This is a genomic window from Stenotrophomonas sp. YAU14D1_LEIMI4_1, from assembly GCF_003086815.1.
Classification (GTDB): Bacteria; Pseudomonadota; Gammaproteobacteria; order Xanthomonadales; family Xanthomonadaceae; genus Stenotrophomonas.
This window is the reverse complement of the sequence record NZ_CP025997.1, coordinates 1,189,048-1,212,383: the sequence shown is the minus strand read 5'-3', so window position 1 is coordinate 1,212,383 and position 23,336 is coordinate 1,189,048. Positions and strand designations below refer to the sequence as shown.

The 23,336-nt window shown below is 68.4% G+C and carries 24 protein-coding genes; 16 read left to right on the top strand and 8 right to left on the bottom strand.

Annotated elements, in window-relative coordinates:
• Positions 1-162: 162 nt before the first annotated feature.
• The 10 genes from C1932_RS05620 to C1932_RS05575 all read left to right on the top strand — a co-directional run bounded on the left by C1932_RS05620 (position 163) and on the right by C1932_RS05575 (position 11,000).
• Positions 163-2,352 (top strand): TonB-dependent siderophore receptor, encoded by a 2,190-nt coding sequence (locus C1932_RS05620; protein WP_108761485.1) that lies wholly within the window; start codon positions 163-165, stop codon positions 2,350-2,352.
• Positions 2,353-2,576: 224 nt separating this feature from the next.
• Positions 2,577-4,220, top strand: coding sequence for a malonate decarboxylase subunit alpha (gene mdcA / locus C1932_RS05615; protein ID WP_108761484.1), 1,644 nt, complete (start codon positions 2,577-2,579; stop codon positions 4,218-4,220).
• Positions 4,221-4,230: 10 nt separating this feature from the next.
• Positions 4,231-4,551 carry a malonate decarboxylase acyl carrier protein gene (gene mdcC, locus C1932_RS05610; protein WP_108761483.1) on the top strand — a complete coding sequence of 107 codons (321 nt, stop codon included), beginning with the start codon at positions 4,231-4,233 and terminating at the stop codon, positions 4,549-4,551.
• Entirely contained in the window at positions 4,548-5,456 is a 909-nt protein-coding gene (locus C1932_RS05605) for a biotin-independent malonate decarboxylase subunit beta (RefSeq protein WP_108761482.1), read from the top strand. Before mdcC ends, C1932_RS05605 begins: the two co-directional genes overlap by 4 nt.
• Complete coding sequence (gene mdcE, locus C1932_RS05600) at positions 5,453-6,163, top strand: biotin-independent malonate decarboxylase subunit gamma (protein ID WP_108761481.1); 711 nt, start codon at positions 5,453-5,455, stop codon at positions 6,161-6,163. The genes C1932_RS05605 and mdcE overlap by 4 nt, the downstream gene beginning before the upstream one ends.
• Positions 6,156-6,797 (top strand): malonate decarboxylase holo-[acyl-carrier-protein] synthase, encoded by a 642-nt coding sequence (gene mdcG, locus C1932_RS05595; RefSeq protein WP_108761480.1) that lies wholly within the window; start codon positions 6,156-6,158, stop codon positions 6,795-6,797. Before mdcE ends, mdcG begins: the two co-directional genes overlap by 8 nt.
• Positions 6,794-7,651 carry a triphosphoribosyl-dephospho-CoA synthase MdcB gene (mdcB, locus tag C1932_RS05590; RefSeq protein ID WP_108761479.1) on the top strand — a complete coding sequence of 286 codons (858 nt, stop codon included), beginning with the start codon at positions 6,794-6,796 and terminating at the stop codon, positions 7,649-7,651. Before mdcG ends, mdcB begins: the two co-directional genes overlap by 4 nt.
• Complete coding sequence (mdcH, locus tag C1932_RS05585; RefSeq protein ID WP_108761478.1) at positions 7,648-8,568, top strand: malonate decarboxylase subunit epsilon; 921 nt, start codon at positions 7,648-7,650, stop codon at positions 8,566-8,568. The genes mdcB and mdcH overlap by 4 nt, the downstream gene beginning before the upstream one ends.
• A gap of 98 nt (positions 8,569-8,666) precedes the next feature.
• Positions 8,667-10,034 carry an SLC13 family permease gene (locus C1932_RS05580; protein ID WP_108752453.1) on the top strand — a complete coding sequence of 456 codons (1,368 nt, stop codon included), beginning with the start codon at positions 8,667-8,669 and terminating at the stop codon, positions 10,032-10,034.
• Positions 10,035-10,280: 246 nt separating this feature from the next.
• Positions 10,281-11,000 carry a GntR family transcriptional regulator gene (locus C1932_RS05575; RefSeq protein WP_108752452.1) on the top strand — a complete coding sequence of 240 codons (720 nt, stop codon included), beginning with the start codon at positions 10,281-10,283 and terminating at the stop codon, positions 10,998-11,000.
• Positions 11,001-11,165: 165 nt separating this feature from the next.
• Here C1932_RS05575 and C1932_RS05570 read toward each other — a convergent pair whose 3' ends face one another.
• The gene (locus C1932_RS05570; protein ID WP_108761477.1) at positions 11,166-11,480 is read right to left on the bottom strand and encodes a hypothetical protein; all 315 of its coding nucleotides are present in this window, start codon (positions 11,478-11,480) and stop codon (positions 11,166-11,168) included.
• A gap of 31 nt (positions 11,481-11,511) precedes the next feature.
• Entirely contained in the window at positions 11,512-11,967 is a 456-nt protein-coding gene (locus C1932_RS05565) for a hypothetical protein (protein ID WP_108761476.1), read from the bottom strand.
• A gap of 153 nt (positions 11,968-12,120) precedes the next feature.
• On the opposite strand from C1932_RS05565, the gene C1932_RS05560 reads away from it, so the two are divergent.
• Positions 12,121-13,068: a nucleoside hydrolase gene (locus C1932_RS05560; RefSeq protein WP_108761475.1), complete on the top strand. Its 948-nt coding sequence runs from the start codon at positions 12,121-12,123 to the stop codon at positions 13,066-13,068.
• 4 nt (positions 13,069-13,072) lie between these two features.
• Here C1932_RS05560 and C1932_RS05555 read toward each other — a convergent pair whose 3' ends face one another.
• From C1932_RS05555 to C1932_RS05535, 5 genes are all read right to left on the bottom strand, one after another.
• The gene (locus tag C1932_RS05555) at positions 13,073-14,332 is read right to left on the bottom strand and encodes an MFS transporter (protein WP_108761474.1); all 1,260 of its coding nucleotides are present in this window, start codon (positions 14,330-14,332) and stop codon (positions 13,073-13,075) included.
• Between the two features lie 150 nt (positions 14,333-14,482).
• Positions 14,483-15,796: a HAMP domain-containing sensor histidine kinase gene (locus tag C1932_RS05550; protein WP_108761473.1), complete on the bottom strand. Its 1,314-nt coding sequence runs from the start codon at positions 15,794-15,796 to the stop codon at positions 14,483-14,485.
• Positions 15,793-16,533, bottom strand: a complete 741-nt coding sequence (locus tag C1932_RS05545) for a response regulator (RefSeq protein ID WP_108748893.1) — start codon at positions 16,531-16,533, stop codon at positions 15,793-15,795. Before C1932_RS05545 ends, C1932_RS05550 begins: the two co-directional genes overlap by 4 nt.
• A gap of 55 nt (positions 16,534-16,588) precedes the next feature.
• On the bottom strand, positions 16,589-17,134 hold the full coding sequence (locus C1932_RS05540) for a redoxin family protein (protein WP_108761472.1): 546 nt from the start codon (positions 17,132-17,134) through the stop codon (positions 16,589-16,591).
• 3 nt (positions 17,135-17,137) lie between these two features.
• Entirely contained in the window at positions 17,138-17,932 is a 795-nt protein-coding gene (locus C1932_RS05535; protein WP_108761471.1) for an alpha/beta hydrolase, read from the bottom strand.
• A gap of 342 nt (positions 17,933-18,274) precedes the next feature.
• Here C1932_RS05535 and C1932_RS05530 point away from each other — a divergent pair, with 342 nt between their 5' ends.
• The 5 genes from C1932_RS05530 (at position 18,275) to C1932_RS05510 (ending at position 21,805) form a co-directional block, all read left to right on the top strand.
• Positions 18,275-18,919 carry a DoxX family protein gene (locus tag C1932_RS05530; protein WP_108761470.1) on the top strand — a complete coding sequence of 215 codons (645 nt, stop codon included), beginning with the start codon at positions 18,275-18,277 and terminating at the stop codon, positions 18,917-18,919.
• Positions 18,920-19,013: 94 nt separating this feature from the next.
• Positions 19,014-19,490: an EF-hand domain-containing protein gene (locus C1932_RS05525; protein WP_108755650.1), complete on the top strand. Its 477-nt coding sequence runs from the start codon at positions 19,014-19,016 to the stop codon at positions 19,488-19,490.
• Between the two features lie 55 nt (positions 19,491-19,545).
• On the top strand, positions 19,546-20,391 hold the full coding sequence (locus C1932_RS05520; protein ID WP_108761469.1) for a DUF692 domain-containing protein: 846 nt from the start codon (positions 19,546-19,548) through the stop codon (positions 20,389-20,391).
• Positions 20,384-21,118, top strand: a complete 735-nt coding sequence (locus C1932_RS05515) for a putative DNA-binding domain-containing protein (RefSeq protein WP_108761468.1) — start codon at positions 20,384-20,386, stop codon at positions 21,116-21,118. Before C1932_RS05520 ends, C1932_RS05515 begins: the two co-directional genes overlap by 8 nt.
• 51 nt (positions 21,119-21,169) lie before the next feature.
• Positions 21,170-21,805: a ferric reductase-like transmembrane domain-containing protein gene (locus C1932_RS05510; RefSeq protein WP_108761467.1), complete on the top strand. Its 636-nt coding sequence runs from the start codon at positions 21,170-21,172 to the stop codon at positions 21,803-21,805.
• A 236-nt stretch (positions 21,806-22,041) separates the two neighbouring features.
• On the opposite strand, the gene C1932_RS05505 is transcribed toward C1932_RS05510, so the two are convergent.
• The gene (locus C1932_RS05505; protein WP_108763360.1) at positions 22,042-23,205 is read right to left on the bottom strand and encodes a metallophosphoesterase; all 1,164 of its coding nucleotides are present in this window, start codon (positions 23,203-23,205) and stop codon (positions 22,042-22,044) included.
• Positions 23,206-23,336: the final 131 nt, after the last annotated feature.

Genomic DNA, 23,336 nt, shown 5'->3' with positions numbered 1-23,336 from the left:
CCGTTGTCAGGAATTGTAATGTTGTTAAGAACGATTTACATTTGCACCCCGCGCAACTGACCTGCGCCCTCCCGCAGATGGAACTGACCCCGCCCGACGCCGCCGCTCGGGTGCCGGATGACTGTTGCCGCCCACCCTTTCCCTTCCCGCCCCGAGCCCTCCATGTCCCTCTACGCTTCCCGCCTGCCCCGCCGCGCGCCGCTGTCGGCCGCGCTGCTGTCCGTCCTGATCCTGTCGGCCCCTTCGGCGTTCGCCGCCGATGCCGGCGCTGATGCATTCGACGCCAAGACCCTGGACAAGGTAAGCGTGCGTGCCGACAAGGCCGCCCCGGCCAGCACCACGCGCCTGCCGATCACCCTGCAGGAAACCCCGCAGTCGTCCACCGTGATCGGCCTGCAGCGCCTGCAGGACGAATCGCTGTTCAGCATCAACGACGTGATGCGCAACGTGACCGGCGTCAGCGTGTCCTTCTATGACACCCAGCGCCCGCTGTACTACGCGCGTGGTTTCGCCATCACCGACTTCCAGGTCGATGGCATTCCCACCTACAGCGGCTCGACCAACCAGGAATACGACACCGCCTTCTACGACCGCGTGGAAGTGATCCGCGGTGCCAACGGCCTGCTCAGTGGCGCCGGTGTGCCGTCGGCCACGGTGAACCTGCTGCGCAAGCGCCCGGGCAAGGAGTTCGATGCCTCCTTCGCAGTCAGTGCCGGCAGCTGGGACTACCGCCGCATGGAAGCGGACGTGAACGCGCCGCTGACCAGCGACGGTCGCTTCCGCAGCCGCGTGGTCGCCGCATATACCGATCGTGATTTCTATTACGACCGCTACAAGGAAAACAAGATGGCCGGCATGGCCGTGCTGGAAGGCGATGTGACCGACAGCACCACGGTCACCCTGGGCTACCAGACCCAGGACAACAACCCGGTGGGTTCCACCTGGGGCACGGTGCCGTTCTTCGACAGCCAGGGCAACTTCGCCCACCTGCCGCGCTCGACCAACCTGTCGCCGAAGTGGAGCTACTGGCAGCGCGAGACCAGCACCGTGTTCGCCAACCTGGAACAGCGCTTCGGCGACGACTGGCTGCTGAAGATCAACACCGCCTACACCCGCGGCAACGTGCAGAACGTGCGTCTGTATGGCACCGGCAACCCGAACCCGGCCACCGGTTCGGGCATTTTCCTGCGCGCCGCCGCCGGCGACGCCGAAGACACCCGCCGCAACATCGATGCCTACCTGACCGGCACGTTCGAGCTGTTCAACCAGCAGCACGACCTGACCTTCGGCGCGCAGTGGGCCGACCTGGAAGCGACCACCAACACCACCACGCTGAACTTCCCGACCGACTGGGCCCGCTGCGGCAGCGAACGCTGCTACTACATTCCCAACGTGTACGACTGGAACGGCGATATTTCCGAGGTGACCTACACCCGTACCGGTGCGCGCCGCGTGGCCAAGACCACCCAGAGCGGCGTGTACCTGGCCGCGCGCCTGCACCTGGCCGACCCGCTCTCGCTGATTGCAGGCGCGCGTTTGAGCCGTTGGGAAACCCGTACCCGCGCGTTCAACGCGGCCGGCACCTATACCGGCACCAGCGGCGCCTACAAGGTGAGCGATGAAGTGACTCCGTACGTGGGTCTGGTCTTCGACATCACCCCGAATGTCTCTGCGTATGCCAGCTACACCGAAATCTTCAATCCGCAGAACTACAAGGACAAGAACGAGAACCTGCTGGCCCCGGTGCAGGGTTCGAACCTGGAAGCGGGCCTGAAGACCCAGTGGTTCGACGGCCGCCTGACCGCCAATGCCGCCGTGTTCGAGGCCAAGCAGGACAACTACGCGGTGCGCGACATGAGCGTGCCGGACGGTTCGCTCAGCGATGGCAGCTCGGCCTACATCGGCGTGAACGGCACCAAGGCGCGTGGCTGGGAAATGGACGTGAACGGCGAGATCCTGCCGGGCTGGACCGTCAACGCCGGCTTCACCCACGTGAAGGTGACCCGCGCAGCCACCGACCTGCTGTACGCCAACCCCGCCGAAGACCTGCTGCAGATCAACACCCAGCTGCGCCTGCGCGGCGCCCTGGAACGCCTGAGCGTGGGTGCCGGCGTGCAGTGGCAGAGCAAGGTGCAGGGCTACAACATTCCCTACCCGCTGGGTGGCACGGTCACGGTGAACCAGCCGGCCTATGCGCTGGTGCAGTTCAACGCCAATTACCGCATCAGCGACAACTGGACGGCCACGCTGAGCGTGCGCAACGCGCTGGACAAGACCTACTGGGCCAACCTGGACTACAACAACTACGGCGAACCGCGCTTCGTGGCCGCCAGCCTGCGCTGGAAGTTCTAAGGCAGCCAGCGGGGTCGGATCCCTTTCCGCAGGAAAGGGCGCTGACCCCATCGCGGGGCCCATCCACGCATGGCGTGGATCTACTGTGGGTGCCGACCGCTGGTCGGCACACGACCTGAATGGGCCCGCCTGCGTGCGGGCCCTTCTCTTTTGCTGCACTGCGAGTTGCGGCCCGTTCCGTAATTATGGCGTAATTATTTCCAACGCCATTCGGAAGCCGGTCGATGAACCCGAGCTGGGACACGTTGCAACGCAGCCGCCAGGCCCGCCTGGAACGGGCCGCGCCCTGGGCACGGGGCCGCCAGGTCGCCGCCGCCGATGTCGCCGACCTGCTGCATGCCCTGCTGGAACCGGGCGACAAGGTCTGCCTGGAGGGCAACAACCAGAAGCAGGCCGATTTCCTGGCCCAGGCGCTGGCCGACCTGGACCCGGCGCGGGTGCACGACCTGCACATGGTGCAGTCGGTGCTGTCCCTGCCCTCGCACCTGGATGTGTTCGAGCGCGGCATCGCCTCGAAACTGGACTTCTCGTTCTCCGGCCCGCAGTCGGTGCGGCTGGCCAACCTGGTGGCCGAAGGGCGCATCCAGATCGGTGCGATCCACACCTACCTGGAACTGTTCGGCCGCTACTTCATCGACCTGACCCCGCGCGTGGCCCTGGTGGCCGCGCAGGCCGCCGACCGCCACGGCAACCTGTACACCGGCCCGAACACCGAAGACACCCCGGTGATCGTGGAAGCCACCGCATTCGGCGGCGGCATCGTGATCGCCCAGGTCAACGAAATCGTCGACACCCTCCCCCGCGTCGATATCCCCGCTGACTGGGTCAACTTCGTGGTGCAGGCACCGCGGCCGAACCACATCGAGCCGCTGTTCACCCGCGATCCCGCGCAGATTTCCGAAATCCAGGTGCTGATGGCGATGATGGCCATCAAGGGCATCTACGCCGAGTACGGGGTGAACCGCCTCAACCACGGCATCGGCTTCGATACGGCCGCCATCGAGCTGCTGCTGCCCACCTATGCCGAATCACTGGGGCTGAAAGGAAAGATCTGCCAGCACTGGGCACTGAACCCGCACCCGGCACTGATTCCGGCCATTGAATCGGGCTTCGTCAAATCGGTGCATTCGTTCGGTTCGGAACTGGGCATGGAGAAGTACATCGCCGCCCGTGGCGATGTGTTCTTCACCGGTGCCGACGGCTCGATGCGCTCCAACCGCGCGTTCTCGCAGACCGCCGGCCTGTACGCGTGTGACATGTTCATCGGTTCGACCCTGCAGGTCGACCTGCAGTGCAACAGTTCCACCGCCACGCGCGATCGCATCGCCGGCTTCGGCGGTGCGCCGAACATGGGGTCGGATGCACGCGGCCGCCGCCATGCCAGCGATGCCTGGATCAGGGCCGGCCAGCAGGCCGCACGGCCCGGCGAAATGCCGCGCGGGCGCAAGCTGGTGGTGCAGATGGTGGAAACCTTCCGCGAACACATGGCACCGGCCTTCGTTGAACGTCTGGATGCCTGGGAACTGGCCGAGCGCGCGCAGATGCCGCTGCCGCCGGTGATGATCTACGGCGACGATGTCAGCCACGTGCTGACCGAAGAAGGCATTGCCAACCTGCTGCTGTGCCGCACGCCGGAGGAACGCGAACAGGCGATCCGCGGCGTGGCCGGCTACACCGCGGTGGGCCTGGGCCGCGACCGCGCGATGGTGGAAAACCTGCGCGACCGCGGCGTGATCCAGCGCCCGGATGACCTGGGCATCAACGTGCGCGATGCCAGCCGCGACCTGTTGGCGGCGCGTTCGGTGAAGGATCTGGTGCGCTGGTCCGGCGGCCTGTACGACCCGCCCAAGCGCTTCCGCAACTGGTAAGGGACAGAGCATGGAAACCCTCGACTATCGATTCGACGGCAGCCGGCCGGTGCAGTTCCCGCACGATGCGGTGCTGGTGGGCGTACTGGCCTCGGGCAATCTGGAAATCCTGCTGGAACCGGCAGCGCAGAACGGCGCGCTGACCGTGCGCGTCATCACCGCAGCGCAGGGCTTTGGCACCATCTGGCAGGCGGTGATCGCCGATTTCGCCCAGCGCCACCCGCTGCGTGACGTGCGGGTATCGATCAATGATGCCGGCGCGACCCCTGCGGTGGTCAGCCTGCGCCTGGACCAGGCAGTGGAAACCCTGCTGGGCGGAGGCACGCCATGATCCGGTTGCAACGCCACAGCTATTACGAAGCCGATGCGCGCGGGCGGATTGCCGGCCTGGTCGATGCCGGTTCCTTCCACGAATTCCTGGGCCCCACCCGGCGGGTGATGAGCCCGCACCTGGCCCAGCTCGACCAGCCGGCCGCCTTCGACGATGGCATCGTGGTGGGCGAAGCCACACTGCAGGGCAAGCGCGTACTGCTGGCCGCGCAGCAGGGCGAGTTCATGGGCGGCGGCGTGGGCGAAGTGCACGGCGCCAAGCTGACCGGCCTGCTGCGCCGCGCGGCGCAGACCCGCCCGGACGGCGTGCTGTTGCTGCTTGATACTGGCGGCGTGCGCCTGCACGAGGCCAACGCCGGGCTGATCGCCATTTCCGAAATCATGCGCGCCACCCTGGACGCGCGCGCCGCCGGGGTACCGGTGATCGCACTGATCGGCAGCGGCAACGGCGCGTTTGGCGGCATGGGCATCGTCGCCAGCTGCTGCACGACGGTGGTCATGTCCGAAGAAGGCCGGTTGTCGCTGTCCGGACCGGAAGTGATTGAAACCGTACGCGGCGTGGAAGAGTTCGACGCACGCGACCGCGCCCTGGTGTGGCGGGTGACCGGCGGCAAGCACCGTTACCTGATCGACCAGGACCAGGTGCTGGTAGCCGATTCCCTGCAGGCCTTCGCGCAGGCCGCCGTTGATGCGCTGCAGGCCGACACCATGAGCGCCGACACCGACACCGCGTTGAGCGCGCTGCAGGCACGCCACGCCGCATTGAAGGCACGCGTGCAGGCGTGGGGCGAGTGCAACGATGGCCTGCAGGTCTGGGCCCTGCAGGGCATTGCCGAACCCGAGCGTCTGCCGCTGCTGGACACCGCCGACTTCCTTGCCGCCACCGCCCAGCGGAGACTGCCATGACCCCGCCGCTGAACACCCTGCTCGATGCCCTGTTCCCGCGCGGCCATGCCGTTGCCGTGCACGATTCGGTGCTTGCCGGCAGCGCCACCACCGACGATGGCGAGGTGACCGTGATCGGCACCACTGACCGCATCGAAGTGGGCGTTGACCACGCGCTGGCGCTGGCCGACACCGTGCTGGCCAGCACCGCCGCCCACCCGCAGCGGCCGATCGTGATGCTGGCCGATACCGCTGGCCAGCGCTTGGCCCGTCGCGATGAAATGCTGGGCATCAACGGCTACTTCGCCCATCTGGCGCAGACGCTGGACCTGGCACGCCGGCGCGGTGCGCGCCTGGTGACCCTGGTCTACGGCGAATCGGTCAGTGGCGGCTTCCTGTCCTTTGGCCTGATGGCCGATCACATCCATGCCCTGCCCGACGCGCAGGTACGGGTGATGGACCTGCGCGCGATGGCGCGGGTGACCAAGCAGCCGCTGGAAAAACTGCAGGCGCTCAGCCAGAGCTCGCCGGTGTTCGCACCAGGCGTGGGCAACTATGTGGCGATGGGCGCCGTCGAATCGCTGTGGGACGGTGACCTGGCCCAGCACCTGCTGCAGGCACTGCGTACCCCTGCCGAAGGCGACCGGCGCGCAGCGCTGGGTGCGCAGCGTGGCGGCCGTGCACTGGCCGCCGATGTATCCATTGCGGTGGCCCGCGGCGATGCCTGACCGGCCCGCCCGCCACACGCTGGTCTGGCTGTCGGCGCACGCCGATTGGCGGGCCGACGTGGCCGCGCACGAACCGCGCCTGGCGGCGTGGTTCGCACAGGGGCTGCCGGCGATGGTGGCGCGGCGTGCAGTGGACGATCCCGATCCGCGGCTGCGGCTGGGTGTGCCGCTGCCGCCCAGCGAGGGCAAGCAGCGGCTGGCGCTGCGCGTACCGGTGCAGGACGTGCAGCGCATGCAGGCGCCGCCAGCGCTGGATGAGGTTCTGGCCACCGGCGTTCCCGCCGAGTGGAAGCACGCCCTGCTGGCGCTGGCAGAGATCGCGCCGGCACGCGTGTTTGGCGCCTTCGCCTGGCAGCATCTGAGCGGTCTGCCCTACGTGCATGCCGGCTCGGACATCGATCTGCTGTGGCAGGTGGATCTGAGCGCGCAGGCCGAGACCCTGGTCGATCAGCTGCAGGCGTGGGAACGCGCACAGGGCCGCCGGCTGGATGGCGAACTGTGCCTGGCCGACGGCGGCGCAGTGAACTGGCGCGAGTACGCCGGGGGCAGCCGCCAGGTGCTGGTCAAGCGCCTGCACGGCGCCGCACTGGAACCGCGCGAGCGCCTGTTCGTTGCCGCCGGAGTGGCCGCATGAGCGCCCTGGCCCACGTGCTGCGACCTGCTGCGCGCGATGTCGACGGCGCGCGCCTGGGCCGCCTGGCCATCGCCAGCCTGCACGCCGAACTGGCGTGCGCGCCCAAGCCGGGCCTGGTGACCCCCTTCAGCACCGGCAGCCATGACGACATGGATGCCGGCACGTTCCTGCGCAGCCTGTTCGCGCTGCGCCACTACTTCACCGACATTGCCGGCGCGGGCGCGGACGATGCGCCGTTTGCACGCTTGCGCACGCTCGGCATCGGCGCGGAAGCGGCCATGCTGCGCGCCAGCGGCGGCATCAACACCCATCGCGGTGCCATCTTCAGCCTGGGCCTGCTGGTGGCCGCTGCGGCACGCTGCCACCGCCAGTACGGCCACGCCGTGCCCGCCGCGCAGGTCTGCCAGGCGGTACAGCACTGGGCCAGCGATCTTGCCGCTGCGCCGCTGGATGCCGGCAGCCCCGGCCAGCGCGCGCGCCTGCGCCATGGCGTGCCGGGCGTGCGCGAGCAGGCCGCCGCCGGTTATCCGCTGCTGCGCGAGCTGGCCGTGCCCACCCTGCGCCACGCCCTGCACGCGGGCCTGCCGCGCGATGCAGCGCTGTGCCAGACCCTGATGCAGCTGGTTGCACGCGTGGATGACCTGAACCTGCTGCACCGCGGCGGTGCCGACGGCCTGGCCTGGGCGCAGCAGCAGGCACGCGGTTTTGTTGATGGTGGCGGTGCGTTCGCCGCTGGCTGGCAGGCACGCCTGCACCGCATCGGCGAGGGTTTCGTGGCGCGTCGCCTGAGCCCCGGTGGCAGTGCCGATCTGCTGGCGTGCAGCTGGTTCCTGCTGCAGCAGGAGGGCGCATGAGCCTGGCCCTGCTCTGCCCCGGTCAAGGCGCGCAGCACGCAGCAATGTTTGATCGCGTGCGCGACCTGCCTGCCGCCGGTGACGTGCTGGATGCCGCGCAGGCGGTGCTGGGCCGCGATGTCGTTGCGGCCGCCGCCGATGAGGCACGCTTCGACAACGCACTGGCGCAGCCGCTGCTGTGTGCGGCCACGCTGGCGCACTGGCAGGGCCTGCGCGATGCGCTGCCGGCGCCGGTGCTGGTGGCCGGCTACAGCATCGGCGAGTTGGCCGCGCATGCGGTGGCCGACAGCCTGGATGCCCGCGCCTGCCTGCAGCTGGCGGCCCGCCGCGCGCAGCTGATGGACGCTGCCAGCCCGGCCGACAGCGGCCTGCTGGCGGTGCTGGGCTTGCAGCGGCAAACGCTGCACGCACTGTGCGATGCACACGCCGTGCACATCGCCATCGCCAACGGCGCCGATCACTTCGTCGTGGGCGGCACGCAGGCGTCACTGCACACCCTGGCCGCTGCCGCGCGCGCGCAGGGCGCAGAGGTGCGCGTGCTGCCGGTGCATGTGGCCGCGCATACGCCGCTGCTTGCAGCCGCTGTTGCACCGTTCGCCGCAGCGCTGGAGGCGGCGTCGGTGCGCGCGCCGGCGCTGCCGGTGCTGGCCGGTATCGATGCGCGCCCGGTGCGCGATCGCGCGGCGGTGATCCACACCTTGTCGGCCCAGCTGGCACAGACCATCGAATGGGCACAGGTGATGCGCCAGGCCTTCGAGCGTGGCGCGCGGGTATTCCTGCAGCTGGGCCCGGGCACGGCGCTGGCGCGCATGGTGGCCGCGTCCTACCCGTGCTGCCAGGTGCGCGCGGTGGAAGAGTTCCAGGGCCTGGACGGCGCAGCGGCATGGGTCCGCAGCGCGCTGGACCGGCAGCAGTAACGGGTTCGAGCAGTACGTAGCACGCAGTACGACGCCTTACCCCGGGATGGCGGGTCTCCATCCGAGCTGTACCGCGAGTCACGTGTCTGGGAGGGCGCATGAGTCCACAAATCGCAACGATCATCGGCCTGGTGATCATGTTCATCGTCGCCACCGCCATGCCGATCAACATGGGCGCCGTGGCCTTCGCGCTGGCCTTCATCATCGGTGGCCTGTGGGTCGACATGGGCGGCAAGGAAGTGCTTGCCGGCTTCCCCGGCGACCTGTTCCTGACCCTGGTCGGCATTACCTACCTGTTCGCCATCGCGCAGAAGAACGGCACCATCGATCTGCTGGTGCATTGGGCAGTGAAAGCGGTGCGCGGCCATATCGTGGCCATTCCGTGGGTGATGTTCGTCATCACCGCCGTGCTGACCGCCTTCGGTGCGCTGGGCCCGGCCGCGGTGGCGATCATCGGCCCGGTCGCGCTGCGCTTTGCCAAGCAGTACAACATCAACCCGTTGATGATGGGCCTGCTGGTGATCCATGGCGCGCAGGCCGGCGGCTTCTCGCCCATCAGCGTGTACGGCAGCATCACCAACGGCGTGGTGCAGAAGGCCGGCCTGGAAGTGACCGAAATGGCGGTGTTCCTGACCAGCCTGGGCTTCAACTTCATGATGGCCATCATCTGCTTCGTAGCGTTCGGCGGCATCGCCCTGCTGCGCCGCGGCTCGATCACGGCCACCGGCGGCGTGGGTACGGCGGAACTGGCGATGGCCGGTGGACCGCAGGCCTCGTCGCGGCAGTTCGCCATTGAAGGCCATGGCGCACTGGTGGCGGCCGGCGGGGGGACGCTGTCCAACGATCCGGTAGCGCTGGAAGCCGTGGGCTTCACCCGCGAACGCCTGTTCACCCTGATCGGCCTGCTGGGCCTGGGCGTGGCCGCGCTGATCTACAACCTCAACGTCGGCCTGGTGTCGATCACCGTGGCCGTGGCGCTGGCGCTGCTGTCGCCGCAGAGCCAGAAGGGCGCGGTCGATGGCATCAGCTGGTCCACCGTGCTGCTGATCTGCGGCGTGGTGACCTATATCGGCGTGCTGGAACATGCCGGCGCGGTGGACTTCATCGGCCATGGGGTTTCCAGCATCGGCATTCCGCTGCTGGGCGCGCTGCTGGTCTGCTACGTGGGCGGCATCGTGTCGGCCTTCGCTTCGTCGGCCGCGGTGCTGGGCGCAACCATTCCGCTGGCGGTTCCATTCCTGATGCAGGGCCACCTGGGTGCGGCCGGCGTGATCTGCGCGCTGGCAGTGTCGTCCACCATCGTCGATGTCAGCCCGTTCTCGACCAACGGCGCACTGGTGGTGGCCTCGGCCGCGAAGGAAGAACGCGAAACCCTGTTCCGCCGCTTCCTGGTCTATAGCGGCCTGGTGGTGGTGTTTGGCCCGCTGCTGGCCTGGCTGGTGTTCGTGGTGCCTGGCTGGATGTGAGTAAGTGCGTGGGGCGCCGGACGATTCCGGCGCCCTGCTGCCGACTGGGTGGCGCCGGCTGGATCGTGGCGGCTGGGTAGAGTCGACTGTTAGTCGACTATCGCGCGCAGCGCGGGATTTGCCGACATCCGTGCGGAAAGCAGTCGACTAACAGTCGACTCTACCCAGCCGTTTTCCCCCGCCGTTTTCGCCAATCATTTCCGGCTGGTTTACAGGTTCCACGCAGGGAGGCAGTACACTTTCACCATGGCCATCGCTCCTGCTCCGCGTTCACCGAAGAAGCGCGCACCTCTGTATGAAGAGGTGGCCGAGCATGTGCGCGAGCGCATCTACGATTACCGGCTGCCACCGGGTGAGTGGATCGACGAGCCCGCGCTGTGCGAGGAACTGGGGATCAGCCGCACGCCGCTGCGCGAAGCGCTGAAGCTGCTGGCTGCCGAAGGTCTGGTGCAGATCGATGCCGGCCGCGGCGCGCGGGTCACCCGGCTGACCCTGGAAGACCTGAACCAGCTGTTCCCGGTGATGGCGATGCTGGAAGGCCGCTGCGCGCATGAGGCGGTGAAGCACATCGACGATGCCGGCGTGCAGCAGCTGGAGGACCTGCATGCGGCAATGGAAGCGGCGGCGGCCAACGGCAACATCGCCGAGTACTACCGCAACAACTACCTGATCCACGAAACCGTGCAGCACTACGCCGGCAACCCGTGGCTGATCCGCATCACCCACGATCTGCACCGCATCCTGAAGATGCACCGCGGGCGCCAGTTGCTGGCCCCCGGCCGCACCGCGCAGTCGCTGGCCGAACACCGCGAGCTGATGGACTGCTTCCGCCGCCGCGACGCAGCCGCGGCCGAGCGCACCATGGAACGCCACCTGCTGAGCCAGGGCCAGGCACTGGCCGCCTATGTGGCCAGCGGCGGGCTGCTGAACGTGCCGGCCCCGTTGCCGACCGAAGGCGGCGGCTGACGGCGGCTGACCGCTGTTCTGTGGCCGCCACGACGAACGACGGCTGGCCGCAGCTTGGTAGAGTCGAGCTTGCTCGACTGCTGTTGCGTGAAGCAGTCGAGCAAGCTCGACTCTACGAACGGCAGAAGCAGTCGAGCAAGCTCGACGCTACAAGATGCCTGCGCCTCAATCGCTGCAGCTACCACCACTGTCACTGCTGCAGTCCGATCCGCCGTGGCTGTGGCTGCTGTGGCTGTCACTGGAATAGCTGCCCGAGGAATCGTAGCTGCCACCGCCACTGCCATCGGCCCGGCTGCTGGACCCGTCGGCCGTGGCTGCGGCCATGCACAGGATCGCCCCCACCAACGGCAGCAGCCAGACCAGCAGCAGCTGCACCGCCCGCCCACCCGCCGACACCTCTTCGCGCCCCAGTACCACGAAGGTGGCGACGAGGTTCAAGCCCACTACCAGGGCGACCAGGATCAGGGTTACCACCAGCATGCTGTGTCTCCGTAAGCGGGAACTGGTCCGGTCATGGTGCCCCCATCAGTGCCTGGATCCGTGCGCGCTCCTCCAGCGGCCGCTGGAAATCCATCGGATACACCGGCGCATGGCGCTCGCTTTTCAGGAGGAAGATGCCTTCGCTGTGCAGATAGGCGCCCCGGGCGCGACCCAGGCTGTCATGCCACATCGTCCACAGCGGCACCCGGATCGTGCCCGGGACCTTGCCGGGCGAGCGCAGCACGTCCTGCACCTGCAGCACCAGGCGGATTTCATTGCTCACGCCCGGCCCCGTAGGGGCGTCTGGATCGGTCAGTGGCCGCCCCCTGCCATCGACCATTTCCACCGCCACCACCGTGGCCCGGACAATCTGGTCGGCCTCGGCAACCATCTCCTGCAGCGGCTTGGGCGCCACCGAGGTGGCCCGTGCCGGCATGGCCGCGCCCAGGCACAGCAGGCCAGCCAGCAGGATCGCGGGGGATTTCATGGCGGTACTCCGTCCTTGGATGCCCGCTGACGATAGCACCGCCGCGCCGGTTCGCCCTGCCTGTCATGAAGATGGGACAATGTAGGGCGCGCCGGCCCGGCCCCGTGGGTCCGCCGGCCCCCTTGCACCACACGGAAGAAGAAGAACAACAACATGCTGAAAGTCATTTTCGATACCGACCCGGGCGTGGATGACGCCCTGGCCCTGCTGTACCTGCACAAGCACCCGCAGATCGACCTGATGGGCGTGACCACCACCTTCGGCAACGCCTCGGTGGAATCGACCACCCACAACGCGCTGTACCTGAAGCAGGCCTGGGGCTTTGCCGCCCCGGTCGCGCGTGGCGCGGGCGGCCCGCTGCAGCCCGAGGCCACCCCGGAAGCCTGGCCGGTGCATATCCACGGCAACAACGGGCTGGGCAACCACCCGGTGCCCGCCACGCTGGACGTGGCCGCCGATGCGCGCCCGGCGCACCAGCTCATCATCGACCTGGTGCGCGCGCACCCGGGCGAAGTGACCCTGGTGGCCGTGGGCCGCATGACCAACCTGGCCCTGGCGCTGCAGCAGGCACCGGATATCGCCGGCCTGGTGCGCGGTGTGGTGCTGATGGGCGGCGCCTTCCACGTGAACGGCAACATCACCCCGGCGGCTGAAGCCAACATCTGGGGCGACGCCGAAGCGGCCGACATCGTGTTCACCGCGCAGTGGCCGGTGACCGCCATCGGCCTGGATGTCACCACCCGCGTGGAAATGGACCGCGATGGCCTGGACCAGCTGGCCGCCATCGGCGGTGCCGATGCCGAACTGGTGCGCGCGTTGTCGCAGGACTACGTGGACTTCTACCTGCAGGCCGGGCACAAGGGCATGGTGGTGCACGACTGCTGCGCCTGCATCGCGCTGACCCGCCCGGAGCTGTTCCAGTTCGAACGCGCCAGCGTGCGCGTGGCCACCGACGGTGTGGCCCGCGGCATGACCATTCCCAAGCCGGAAGGCCTGGCCTTCGGCCCCAGCGTGTGGGATGGCCACGTGCTGCAGTCCATCGCCATCGGCGTGGATGCGGCGGCGGTACTGGACGATATCGCGCAGACCCTGAAGGTCTGATCGCCTAGCGTCTGGCCCTGCCCGGGGTTGTCTCGGGCAGGGTCCACAGCACCGGCAGCACCAGCACGGCCACCAGCGCGATCATCGCGCCCGGCGCCGCCGCCCAGCCGCTGCGTTCCACCCACCACTGCGCCAGCCAGGGTGTGGCCCCGCCGAACACCGCCGTGGCCATGGTCACCCCCAACGCCAGCCCGCTGACGCGGCCCTCGCCGGGAAACTGCTCGGCCGTGGCCGGTGCGGCCACCGCGCTCACGCCACCAGCCACGCAGGCCAACACCACCGCCGCCAGCGCAATGCCCAGCGGCGAGGCCTGCGCCATCGCGCCGAACATCGACAGCGGCAGCAGCGCCGCCAGCGCGGTGAGTACCAGCAGCAGCGGACGCCGCCCGAAACGATCGGACAGCACACCGCACAGCGGCGTGATCGCAATCACGGCCACCGCCGCAACCGTGGACAACCACAGCGCATCGCCCTCATCGTGGCCCTGCGCATGCAGGAACGCCGGCACATAGGTGATGCCCACGTAGTAGGTGATCGACCCGAGCGCGGAAATCGCGAACGTACGCGCCACTGCGCCAGGATGGTGGCGCAGCACGTGCCGCAGCGGCGTGGCCGGAATGCTGCCCTCGCGCCGCTGCCGCTCGAATTCGGGGGATTCGTGCATGCCCGAGCGTGCGATGAGGATGACCAGTGCCAGCGCGGCGCCGACGAAGAACGGAATGCGCCAGCCCCAGCCATCCAGCTGCGCCGGCGTGAGCAGCGCCACCGTCACCGCGGAAATCGCCACCGCCAGCAGCGCGCCGACCTCACTGGCGGCCGACGCCAACGAGGTGACCAGGCCGCGCCGCCGCGCCGGTGCGCTTTCCAGCAGGTAGGCCACCACGCCGGTGTATTCGCCACCTACCGAAAACGCCATCACGCAGCGCAGGAGCAGCAACAGCACGCCGGCCGTAGCGCCTGCGGTGGCAGCCGTGGGCAGCAGTGCGGTCGCCAGCATCGCCGCGGCCATCAATGCCATCGAGGCCAGCAGCATCCAGCGCCGACCAAGACGATCGCCCAGGTGGCCGAAGCACAATGCGCCCAGCGGACGCATCAGATAGGAGACTGCGAAGCCGGCCAGGGTGACCAGCATGGCCTGCTCACCGCCACCAAAAAACACCCGTGACAGCACGGTGGCGAAGTACAGGTACAGGGTGAAGTCGTACCACTCCACCACGGTGGACAGGCCCGCCACCCACATCGAACGCCGCCGCGCCGCCGTCATCTCATTCATGGCCGCAGGGTGTCACGCGCGCAGTGACGGCGCGGTGCATCGGGGTCGGATCCCGTTTCCGCAGGAAACGGGCTCTGACCCCAGGTGGGCGATTGTGGGGTCAGAGCCCTTTGCCATGGCAAAGGGATCTGACCCCTGCTCTCACCCCGGCAGCTGCAGCAGTGCCTGCAGGCCGCCGCCGTCGCGGTTGCGCAGCTGCAGCGAACCGCCCAGCGACTGCGCCAGCTGCACGGCAATGGCCAACCCCAGCCCGGTGCCACCGGTATCGCGGTTGCGCGATTGTTCCAGGCGATGGAACGGCGCCAGTACCGCCTGCAGTTCGGCCTCGGGAATGCCGGGACCGCGGTCGGACACGGCGATCCACACCCTGCCCGCCGCATCGCGCCCGGCATTGATTTCGGCGCTGCCGGCGTAACGCACTGCGTTGTCGACCAGGTTGCCGACCACCCGCCGCAGCGGCTGCGGCCAGGTCTGCACGGTCAGGCCCGCGGCCGCGCCACCCGTAACCGGCTTGCCCATGTCTTCATAGTCGCCCACCACACTGGCCAGGAACGCGCCCAGATCCATCGCCACCGGCGCGCCGCTGGCAACATGGCTGCTGCGTGCATAGGCCACGCCTTCGCGCACCAGTTGCCCCAGGTGGTCCAGGTCATCCAGCAGGCGCTGCTGGGTGGCATCTTCGGGCAGCGTTTCCACGCGCAGCTTCATGCGCGTGATCGGCGTCTGCAGATCGTGCGAGATGGCCGCCAGAATCTGCAGGCGCTCGCTGACATGGCCACGGATGCGTGTCTGCAGGCCATTGAGCGCCGCGGCCGCGGCGCCGACTTCGGCCGGCCCATCCTCTGCCAGCGGCGCGGCATCACTGCCCGGCTGCAGTTGTTCAACCGCCTGCGACAGACGCGCCAGCGGCTTCATGGCCAGGCGCACCGCCAACCACGCGCACGCCAGCAACAGGGCCAGCTGCAGCAGCAGCACCGCCGGCAGCCAGCGCGCCAGCGGCAGCCCCGAAGGGGTTACTTCGATGGTCAACGGCGTGCCGTCGTGCAGCTTCAGCTCCACTTCGAAGCGCTCCGGCAGGCGCGCAACCTGGCGCGCCTGCAGCGGATAGCGATGTTCCAGGCTGTCATCGATGATCGCGGTGACCTGGCGCGCACGCTCGGTTTCCAGCGCCGGTCCCGCTGCCGCCGGGCGCAGCAGGTAGCGATACGTGCGCCGCTCCAACCGCGGTACCCAGGCCGCGCGCTCACGGGCCGGCAGGTGCTCCAGCAGGGCCACGCTCACCGCCACGTCTTCGTCCAGGTTGCGCAGCATCATGCTGCGGGTGGCCTGGTAGCGCTCGAAGAACAACAGGCCGAAGGACAACGCGTGCGCCAGGGTCAGCCCGCCCAGCAACAACAGCAGCAGGCGCGCGGACAACGTGCGCGGCCACGGCAGGCGGCGCGCGACGGCGTTCATTCCTGCGGCCCCAGCAACTGCACCGGTACGCTGAACACATAGCCTTCGCTGCGCACCGTCTTGATGTAGGTCGGTTCGCGCGCGTCATCGCCCAGGCGCTGGCGCACGCGGCTGACCAGCAGGTCGATGGAACGGTCGAACAGTTCGGCATCGCGGCCCTGGGTGAGGCTGAGCAGCTGGTCGCGGCTGAGCACGCGGTTGGCATGGTCCAGGAACACGCGCAGCAGACGGAATTCGGCACCACTGAGCGGATAGGCGGTGTCCTGCGCATCCAGCAGGTGGCGCGCCGTGGTATCCAGCCGCCATTCGCCGAAGGCCAACTGGCGCCCCGCTTCACTCACCTGCAGGTTCGGCGGCAGCATCTGCGTGCGGCGGATCACCGCATTGATGCGTGCCAGCAGTTCGCGCGAGGAGAACGGCTTGGTCACGTAATCATCGGCGCCCATTTCCAGGCCAATGATGCGATCGGTTTCATCATCGCGCGCGGTCAGCAGCACCACCGGCACCGCACGATGCTTGCCCGCACGCAGGTTGCGGCACAGGCTCAGGCCGTCCTCGCCGGGCATCATCACGTCCAGCACCACCAGGTCCACCGCGTGGGTATCCATCAGCGCGCGCATGGCCCGGCCGCCGTCGGCCTGGCTGACCCGCAGGCCGTTGCGCTGCAGGTAGTCGGCCAGCATCTGCCGGATGTCGCTGTCATCGTCGACGACAAGAATGTGCGGTACGTGGTTCATGGCGTTCTCGATGAAGGCAGGGAAAGGCCGCGCGGCGCGGCCATGGTAGCGCGGCTCAGGGGCTGGCCAGCAGGCGCTGGATCTCGCTTTCGGTACGTGCGTAGTCGCCTTCGCCGTAGTGCCGGTAGACCACCCGGCCCTGCCGGTCGATCAGGTACAGCGCCGGCCAGAAGCGGTTGCCCCATGCATTCCAGATCCGGTACTGGTTGTCCTGCACCACCGGCCAGGTGATATCCAGGCGACGGATCGCGTGGCGCACGTTGCCCTGCAGTCCCTCGTAGGCGAACTCGGGCGTGTGCACGCCCACCACGCGCAGGCCCTGCGGTGCGTAGCGTGCGTGCCACTGGTGCACGTAAGGCGCCACGTTCAGGCAGTTGCTGCAGGCATAGGTCCAGAACTCGACCAGCACCACCTGCCCGCGCAACTGCTCCAGGCGCAGCGGCGGGCTGTTGTGCCAGGGTCCGCCGCCGTCGAAACCGGCCGCGGCAACGGGCTCGGCCGGTTGCGCGTCCGCGGCGGGGCTGGGCCAGACCAGCAGCAGTGCCGCGCCACCGATCAGGGCCAACAGCAACGGCAGGGCGTAGGTGCGCAGCGTGGGCATCGCTCAGCCCCCCTGCTCGGCCAGCGGCAGCTCGGCCGGCTTCACCCCGGCCGCTTCCAGGATGGTGTCGGCCACCTGGGCCGGGTGCGAGAGCAGCGACACGTGGCTGCTGCCGACCGACTGCAGCTGTGCACCGATGCGCTTTGCGGTGGCGGCCTGCAGCTGCGGCGACAGCATGCGGTCGTCGCGACTGAGCACGTACCAGCTCGGCTTGCCACGCCAGGCGGCGGTGGTGACGGCTTCGCCAAGGGCGCTGGCCTTCAGCGGCACCTGGGTGCTGTACAGCAGCGCTGCGGTCTTCTTCATCACGTCCGGCGCGAAGTCCTGGGCGATGGCATCGGCCGGCAGGCTCAGGTAGCCATCGCGGTCCTGCAGGCGGGTCAGGCCCGGGCCCACCGGGAACCCCTCGCCCTGCTGTGCCGACGATTGGCCGACATCGGGTGCGAAGGCGGCCACGTAGACCAGCGCCTGCACCTTGGGATCGTTGCCCGCTTCGGTGATGACCGTGCCACCCCAGCTGTGGCCGACCAGCACCACCTTGCCGGGCGCCGCAGCGATCGCACGACGGGTGGCCGCGACATCGTCGGCCAGCGACGTGAGCGGGTTCTGCACCGCCACTGCCGGTACCTTCCAATCGTGCAGCGTGCTGATGACCTTGTTCCAGCTGGAGCCATCGGCGAAGGCGCCGTGCACCAGAATGACGGTGGGCGGCGCGCCGGCATCGGCCTGCGCGGCGAAGGCGGGGGTGGCGGCGCCGGCCAGGGCCAGGGCGGCGGCAAGCAGGGTGGTGCGGATCATGGGAGCACTCCAGGGTTGGGAGTGGCCATTTCCGCCTGCGGGTGTATCGGCGCTGTTTCGCTGCGGGGCCGAGTTGTACCGGACTGTAGGGCGGTGGCCGGTTCCTACAGTGGGATACATTCGGCCGCCGGGCATCCTCGCGCGTACGTGCGGGGAACGTTTACCACCCGGCAGCGCCGGGCCACGCCCGGCGAACACACGACCCGGCGTCTTTGTATCGGACTGTACGACCCCCCTGCCCCAGCCACAGTGGCTGACAAAACCCCGGGCAACGGCACACGTTGCCGATACCTGCGTGGCTCGAAATGGTCTCCATCGACCACTGGCCCGCAGGACACTTCCATGATCAGCACCGCCGCTTCGCGCTATACCCCTCGCCTGGATGCCGTTGGCCGCTGGCTCTCGCCGCTGGCCCTGCGTGCACTGCTGGCCTGGGAATTCTTCGAATCCGGCCGCGAGAAGCTGGGCGGGCAGAACTGGTTCGCCGATCTGGACGGGCGCTTCCCGTTCCCGTTCTCCACCCTGCCGGCATCGCTGAACTGGCAGTTGGCCACCTGGCTGGAGCTGGTCGGTGCGGTGCTGTTGCTGCTGGGCCTGGCCACGCGTTCGGTGGCCTACATCTTCTGGGTGCTGACCATCGTCGCCATTGCCGCCGTGCATTGGCCCGACCAGTGGAACGGCCTGGGCGAACTCTGGCAGGGCTATGCGATCACCGACCAGGGCTACGGCAACTTCAAGCTGCCGCTGCTGTTCCTGGCCATGTTGCTGCCGCTGATCCTCAACGGCGGCGGCGCACTCAGCCTGGATCAGCTGCTGGCCGGCCGACGGCGCGCCACGGTTGGCGATGACGGCCTGGGCTGGGGCGTCAGCCTGATCGCCCTGCTGCTGCCCGTCGCCGCGCTGCTGCCCGGCATCGGTTTCGGCGGCGCCGCGCTCGGCGGGGCTCTGCTGCTGGCCTACGCGCTGCGCCGTCGCCGCAGCGCCTGATCCAGCGCACTCACTGCGCATCCCTTTCGCTTTCCGTCGCGCCATGCGGCGTCCATCCCGCACGCCCTGCGTGCAATCCCAAGGAGTCACCACCATGTCCGTCTCGACCAAGAACACCTCTGCTTCCCGCCTGCCGCGCATCGGCGCCATTGGCATCGCCCTGGCCGGTGGCCTGCTGCTGGCCGGCCAGGCCGCTGCGATCCAACCGTTGGCGATCAGCGCGGTATCCATGAGCGCCGCCGCCGAAGGCAAGTGCGGTGAAGGCAAGTGCGGCGCCAACAAGGCCAGCACCAGCAAGCCCGCCGGCAAGGCCAAGGTGGCCGAAGGCCAGTGTGGTGAAGGCAAGTGTGGCGATGCCTCGTTTGCCCGCACCGACCGTGACCACGACGGCCGCGTGTCGCGGGCCGAGTTCAACGCCGTGGCCGGCGAGCGCGCCGCCGAGTTCGATCGCATCGACACCAACCACGACGGCTACATCAGCGAACAGGAAGCGCACGACTACCTGCGCAGCGTCTACACCGCCCACGGCAAGCCGATGCCGAAGGGTCTGTTCTCGCGCGTCAACGACTGATTGCCCCCCACCCGGCGCCGCCGCAACGGCGGCGCCATTGCCTTGGAGTAAGCGCATGCACACGCCCCTGCCCCCTGCCAGCGCCGGTCTTGGCCTGCGCCGAGGCCTGCTCGATGAACTGCTGGCCATGCCGGCCGATGCCCTCGATTTCCTGGAAGTCTCGCCGGACAACTGGATTGGCGTGGGCGGCGCCCACGGTGCCGCGCTGCGCCAGCTGAGCGAACGCCATCGCCTGACCTGCCATGGCCTGTCGTTGTCGCTGGGTGGGCCGGACCCGTTGGACCAGACCCTGCTGGCGCAGACCCGCGCCTTCCTCGATCTGCACCAGGTGCAGCTGTACAGCGAACACCTGAGCTACTGCGCCGCCGGCGGCCATGTCTACGACCTGCTGCCGCTGCCCTTCACTGCCGAAGCGGTACACCACGTCGCCGGTCGCATCGCCCAGGTGCAGGACATGCTGGGGCGGCGCATCGCGGTGGAGAACATTTCCTACTACGCCGTGCCGGGCGCGGACATGAGCGAGATCGACTTCATCAATGCCGTGCTGGACGAAGCCGATTGTGACCTGCTGCTGGACGTGAACAATGTCTTCGTCAACGCCTGCAACAACGGCTACGACGCCTTCGATTTCCTGGCCCGTGTACCGGCCCACCGCGTGGCGTCGCTGCATGTAGCGGGGCACTTCGACGAAGACGACGGCTTCAAGATCGACACCCATGGCGCGCCGGTGAAAGGCGTGGTGTGGGCGCTGCTGCGCGAGGCGTATGCGCGTGTTGGCGTGCGCCCTACCCTGCTGGAACGCGATTTCAATTTCCCGCCGCTGGCCGAGCTGCTGGCTGAGGTGGAACAGATCCGCCAGGCCCAGGTCGATGTGCTGCAGCCCGAGGTGGCCCATGGCTGAGGCACTGGCCACCCTGCAGCAGCGTTGGGCCGGGCATGTGCGTGACCCGTCCACGCCGGCACCGGCGGGCATCGACGCGCGGCGACTGGCGGTCTATCGCCGCCTGTGCATCGACAGCCTGGACAGCCTGCTGGCCGGCAGCCTGCCGCGCCTGCAGCAGCACCTGGGCGGGCCACGCTGGCGCGGCATGGTCGAGCATTACTACGCCCGCCATGCCTGCCATACCCCGTTGTTCCCGCATATTTCCGGCGAGTTCGCCGCCTGGCTGGCAATGCAGGACACGCTGGCACTGCCAGGCTGGGCCGCAGAACTTGCGCACTACGAAAGCACGCAGCAGGCGCTGCATATCGAGGCACGCGATCCCGGGCAGGCGCTCGAACAGGCCGCAACGGGCACGCATGTGCTGGCACTGTCCACACACGTGCGTGTGCTGGGCTACCAGTGGCCGGTGCACCAGGACGAGGCGCTGACCACGCGGCCCGAGGCGGCGCCGACTTTGCTGTTGCTGCATCGCCACACCGATTTCAGCCTGCACACGCAGGTGCTGGCACCGCTGGCCTACGCCCTGCTGACCGCACTGGGCAATGACGGCGCGCGCGTGGATGAGGCACTGCAGCTGCTGGCCGCCGCTCACGGTGTCGACCGCGGCGAACTGCAGGCCGCCACCGCACCGCTGCTCGCCCACCTGTGCACGACCGGCGTGCTGGTCGCAGCGCGCAGCGCCTGAACCCTGCGGCCACCGGCCGCCCTTCCCTTCTTCCTTCATCGAGGTCTGACCATGGCTGCTTCAACCCCTTCCTTCCTGCACGGCTGGCGCCTGTTCGTGGCCATCGCCGTGGTGCTGATCGCCTTCGCAATGGCCGCATTCGCTCTGCAACCCGACGTGGTGGAGGGCAGCCGCGCGGCCATCCGGGTGACCGCACGCACCTCGTTCGTGCTGTTCCTGGCCGCGTTCACCGCGTCATCGTTCGCCAGTCTGCTGCCCGGGCCAACCACCCACTTCCTGCTGCGCGAGCGCCGCATCATCGGCCTGTCGTTCGCGTTCTCGCACCTGCTGCATGCCGTGGCGATCACCACGTTCGGCATTCTGAACCCGGCGTTCTGGCCGGCGCGCTCGGCCCTGGCCAACCTGCCCGGCACGGTGGGCTACGTGGCGATCCTGGCACTGGCGATCACCTCGCACCGCGGCATCGCCCGGCGCATGGGGCCCACTGCATGGCGACGCCTGCACACCACCGGCATGTGGATCATCGCCGCAGTGTTCACCTACTCGTACTTCAAGCGCGTACCGGCCAACTTCTGGTACGCCGTGCCGTCGGCGCTGCTGTTCACTGCCTTCGTGGTGCGTGCCATCGCCAAGCGTGGGCAGTCACTGAAGCGCAGTGTGCGTGCGCGCCCGTTGCGGGCGGCGTGACGGACCGGGGGTCAGAGCCCTTTGCCGGTGGCAAAGGGCTCTGACCCCAATGCCCGTACTCAACCGCGCGGCGCGATAGCCGGTGGCTGCAGCCGCTTGATTTCATCGGCGTTGGCGCGGATCAGTCGTTCCAGCGGGGCGCGGGGTGGGCCATGGTTGCCGTGGTGTGCTGAATGTTGGGGTCAGAGCCCCTGGCGTTGCCAAGGGATCCGACCCCGGGGTTGGCTGGCGGTGGGTCAGAGCCCTTGCCCTTTGGCCAAGGGGTCCGACCCCGGGCGCAGGGTGATCAGGGTGATCTCCGAGGGTACGCCGATGCGCGCGGGGAAGCCCGCCCACAGGCCGGCGCCGTTGCTGACGTACAGGGTCATGTCATTGACCGCGTAGCGACCCGACACGTAGCCACCGTTGGCGCGCTTCACCAGCCGGTCCATGCCGATGATCTGGCCGCCATGGGTATGCCCGGACAACTGCAGCTGCACGCCGCGCTGGGCCGCTTCGCGCGCATTGCGCGGGCGGTGGTCCAGCAGGATCACTGGCGCGGCCGGGTCGGCACCGGCCAGGGCGGCGTCCAGATCGGGAAGCGGCAGGCCGTAGCGAGCCGCGACCGGATCGGTGACACCGGCCACGGTGATCGCTGCATCACCGCGACGCACCTGGGTATGGCTGTTTTCCAGCACCTGCATGTGCAGCGCGCGGAACGCCTGCATCCATTCGCGGTACTGCGCGTAGTACTCGTGGTTGCCGGTGATGGCGATCACCCCGTCGGGGGCCTGCAGTTCGCCCAGGGGTTGGAAATCATTGCGACGCGCAGCCACCGTGCCATCGATCAGGTCGCCGGTGATCACGATCAGGTCCGGCTTCAGCGCATTGCTTTCCGCCACGACCCGGCGCACCCAGTCGCCGGTCAGCAGGCGGCTGGCGTGGATGTCGGTGAGCTGTAGTACGCGGTAACCGTCGAAGGCCGCCGGCAGCCCGGCCATGTTCACTTCGATCTGCCGCACCTTGGGTACCGCCATGCCCTGGCTGACACCGTAACCACTGAGCAGCAGGGCCAGGCCAGCCGCCAGCGGCCGCAGCATGCGCGCGCGCAGCGCTGTCACCACGCGCGGCCAGCGCAGCAGGCGCGACAGCAGCAGGCCCGCATCCATCACCAGCAGGGCCAGAGCCAGCAGCAGCACGGCAGTGGAACCGGTGGCCAGCACGGCGATGGCCAGCTTGGGAATTTCCGGCGAGGCCATCGTGCCCCAGAAGGTGGCAACGATGCGCAGCTGCACCGCCAACGCCACCAGCAGCAGCGACAACAGCGCCTTGGCCCAGAGCGGCAGCCGCAGCGGCCAGAACAGGCGCCAGGCCACGTACAGGCCCATCAACAATCCAACAGTACTCAGCACAACGTGAATCCAGAACGTGGGGCGGCCATGGTGACCGACCAAGGTTGCAAAAGGTAGCGTCGAGCTTGCTCGACTGCCCCAAAGGTAGAGTCGAGCTTGCTCGACTGCCCCAAAGGTAGAGTCGAGCTTGCTCGACTGCT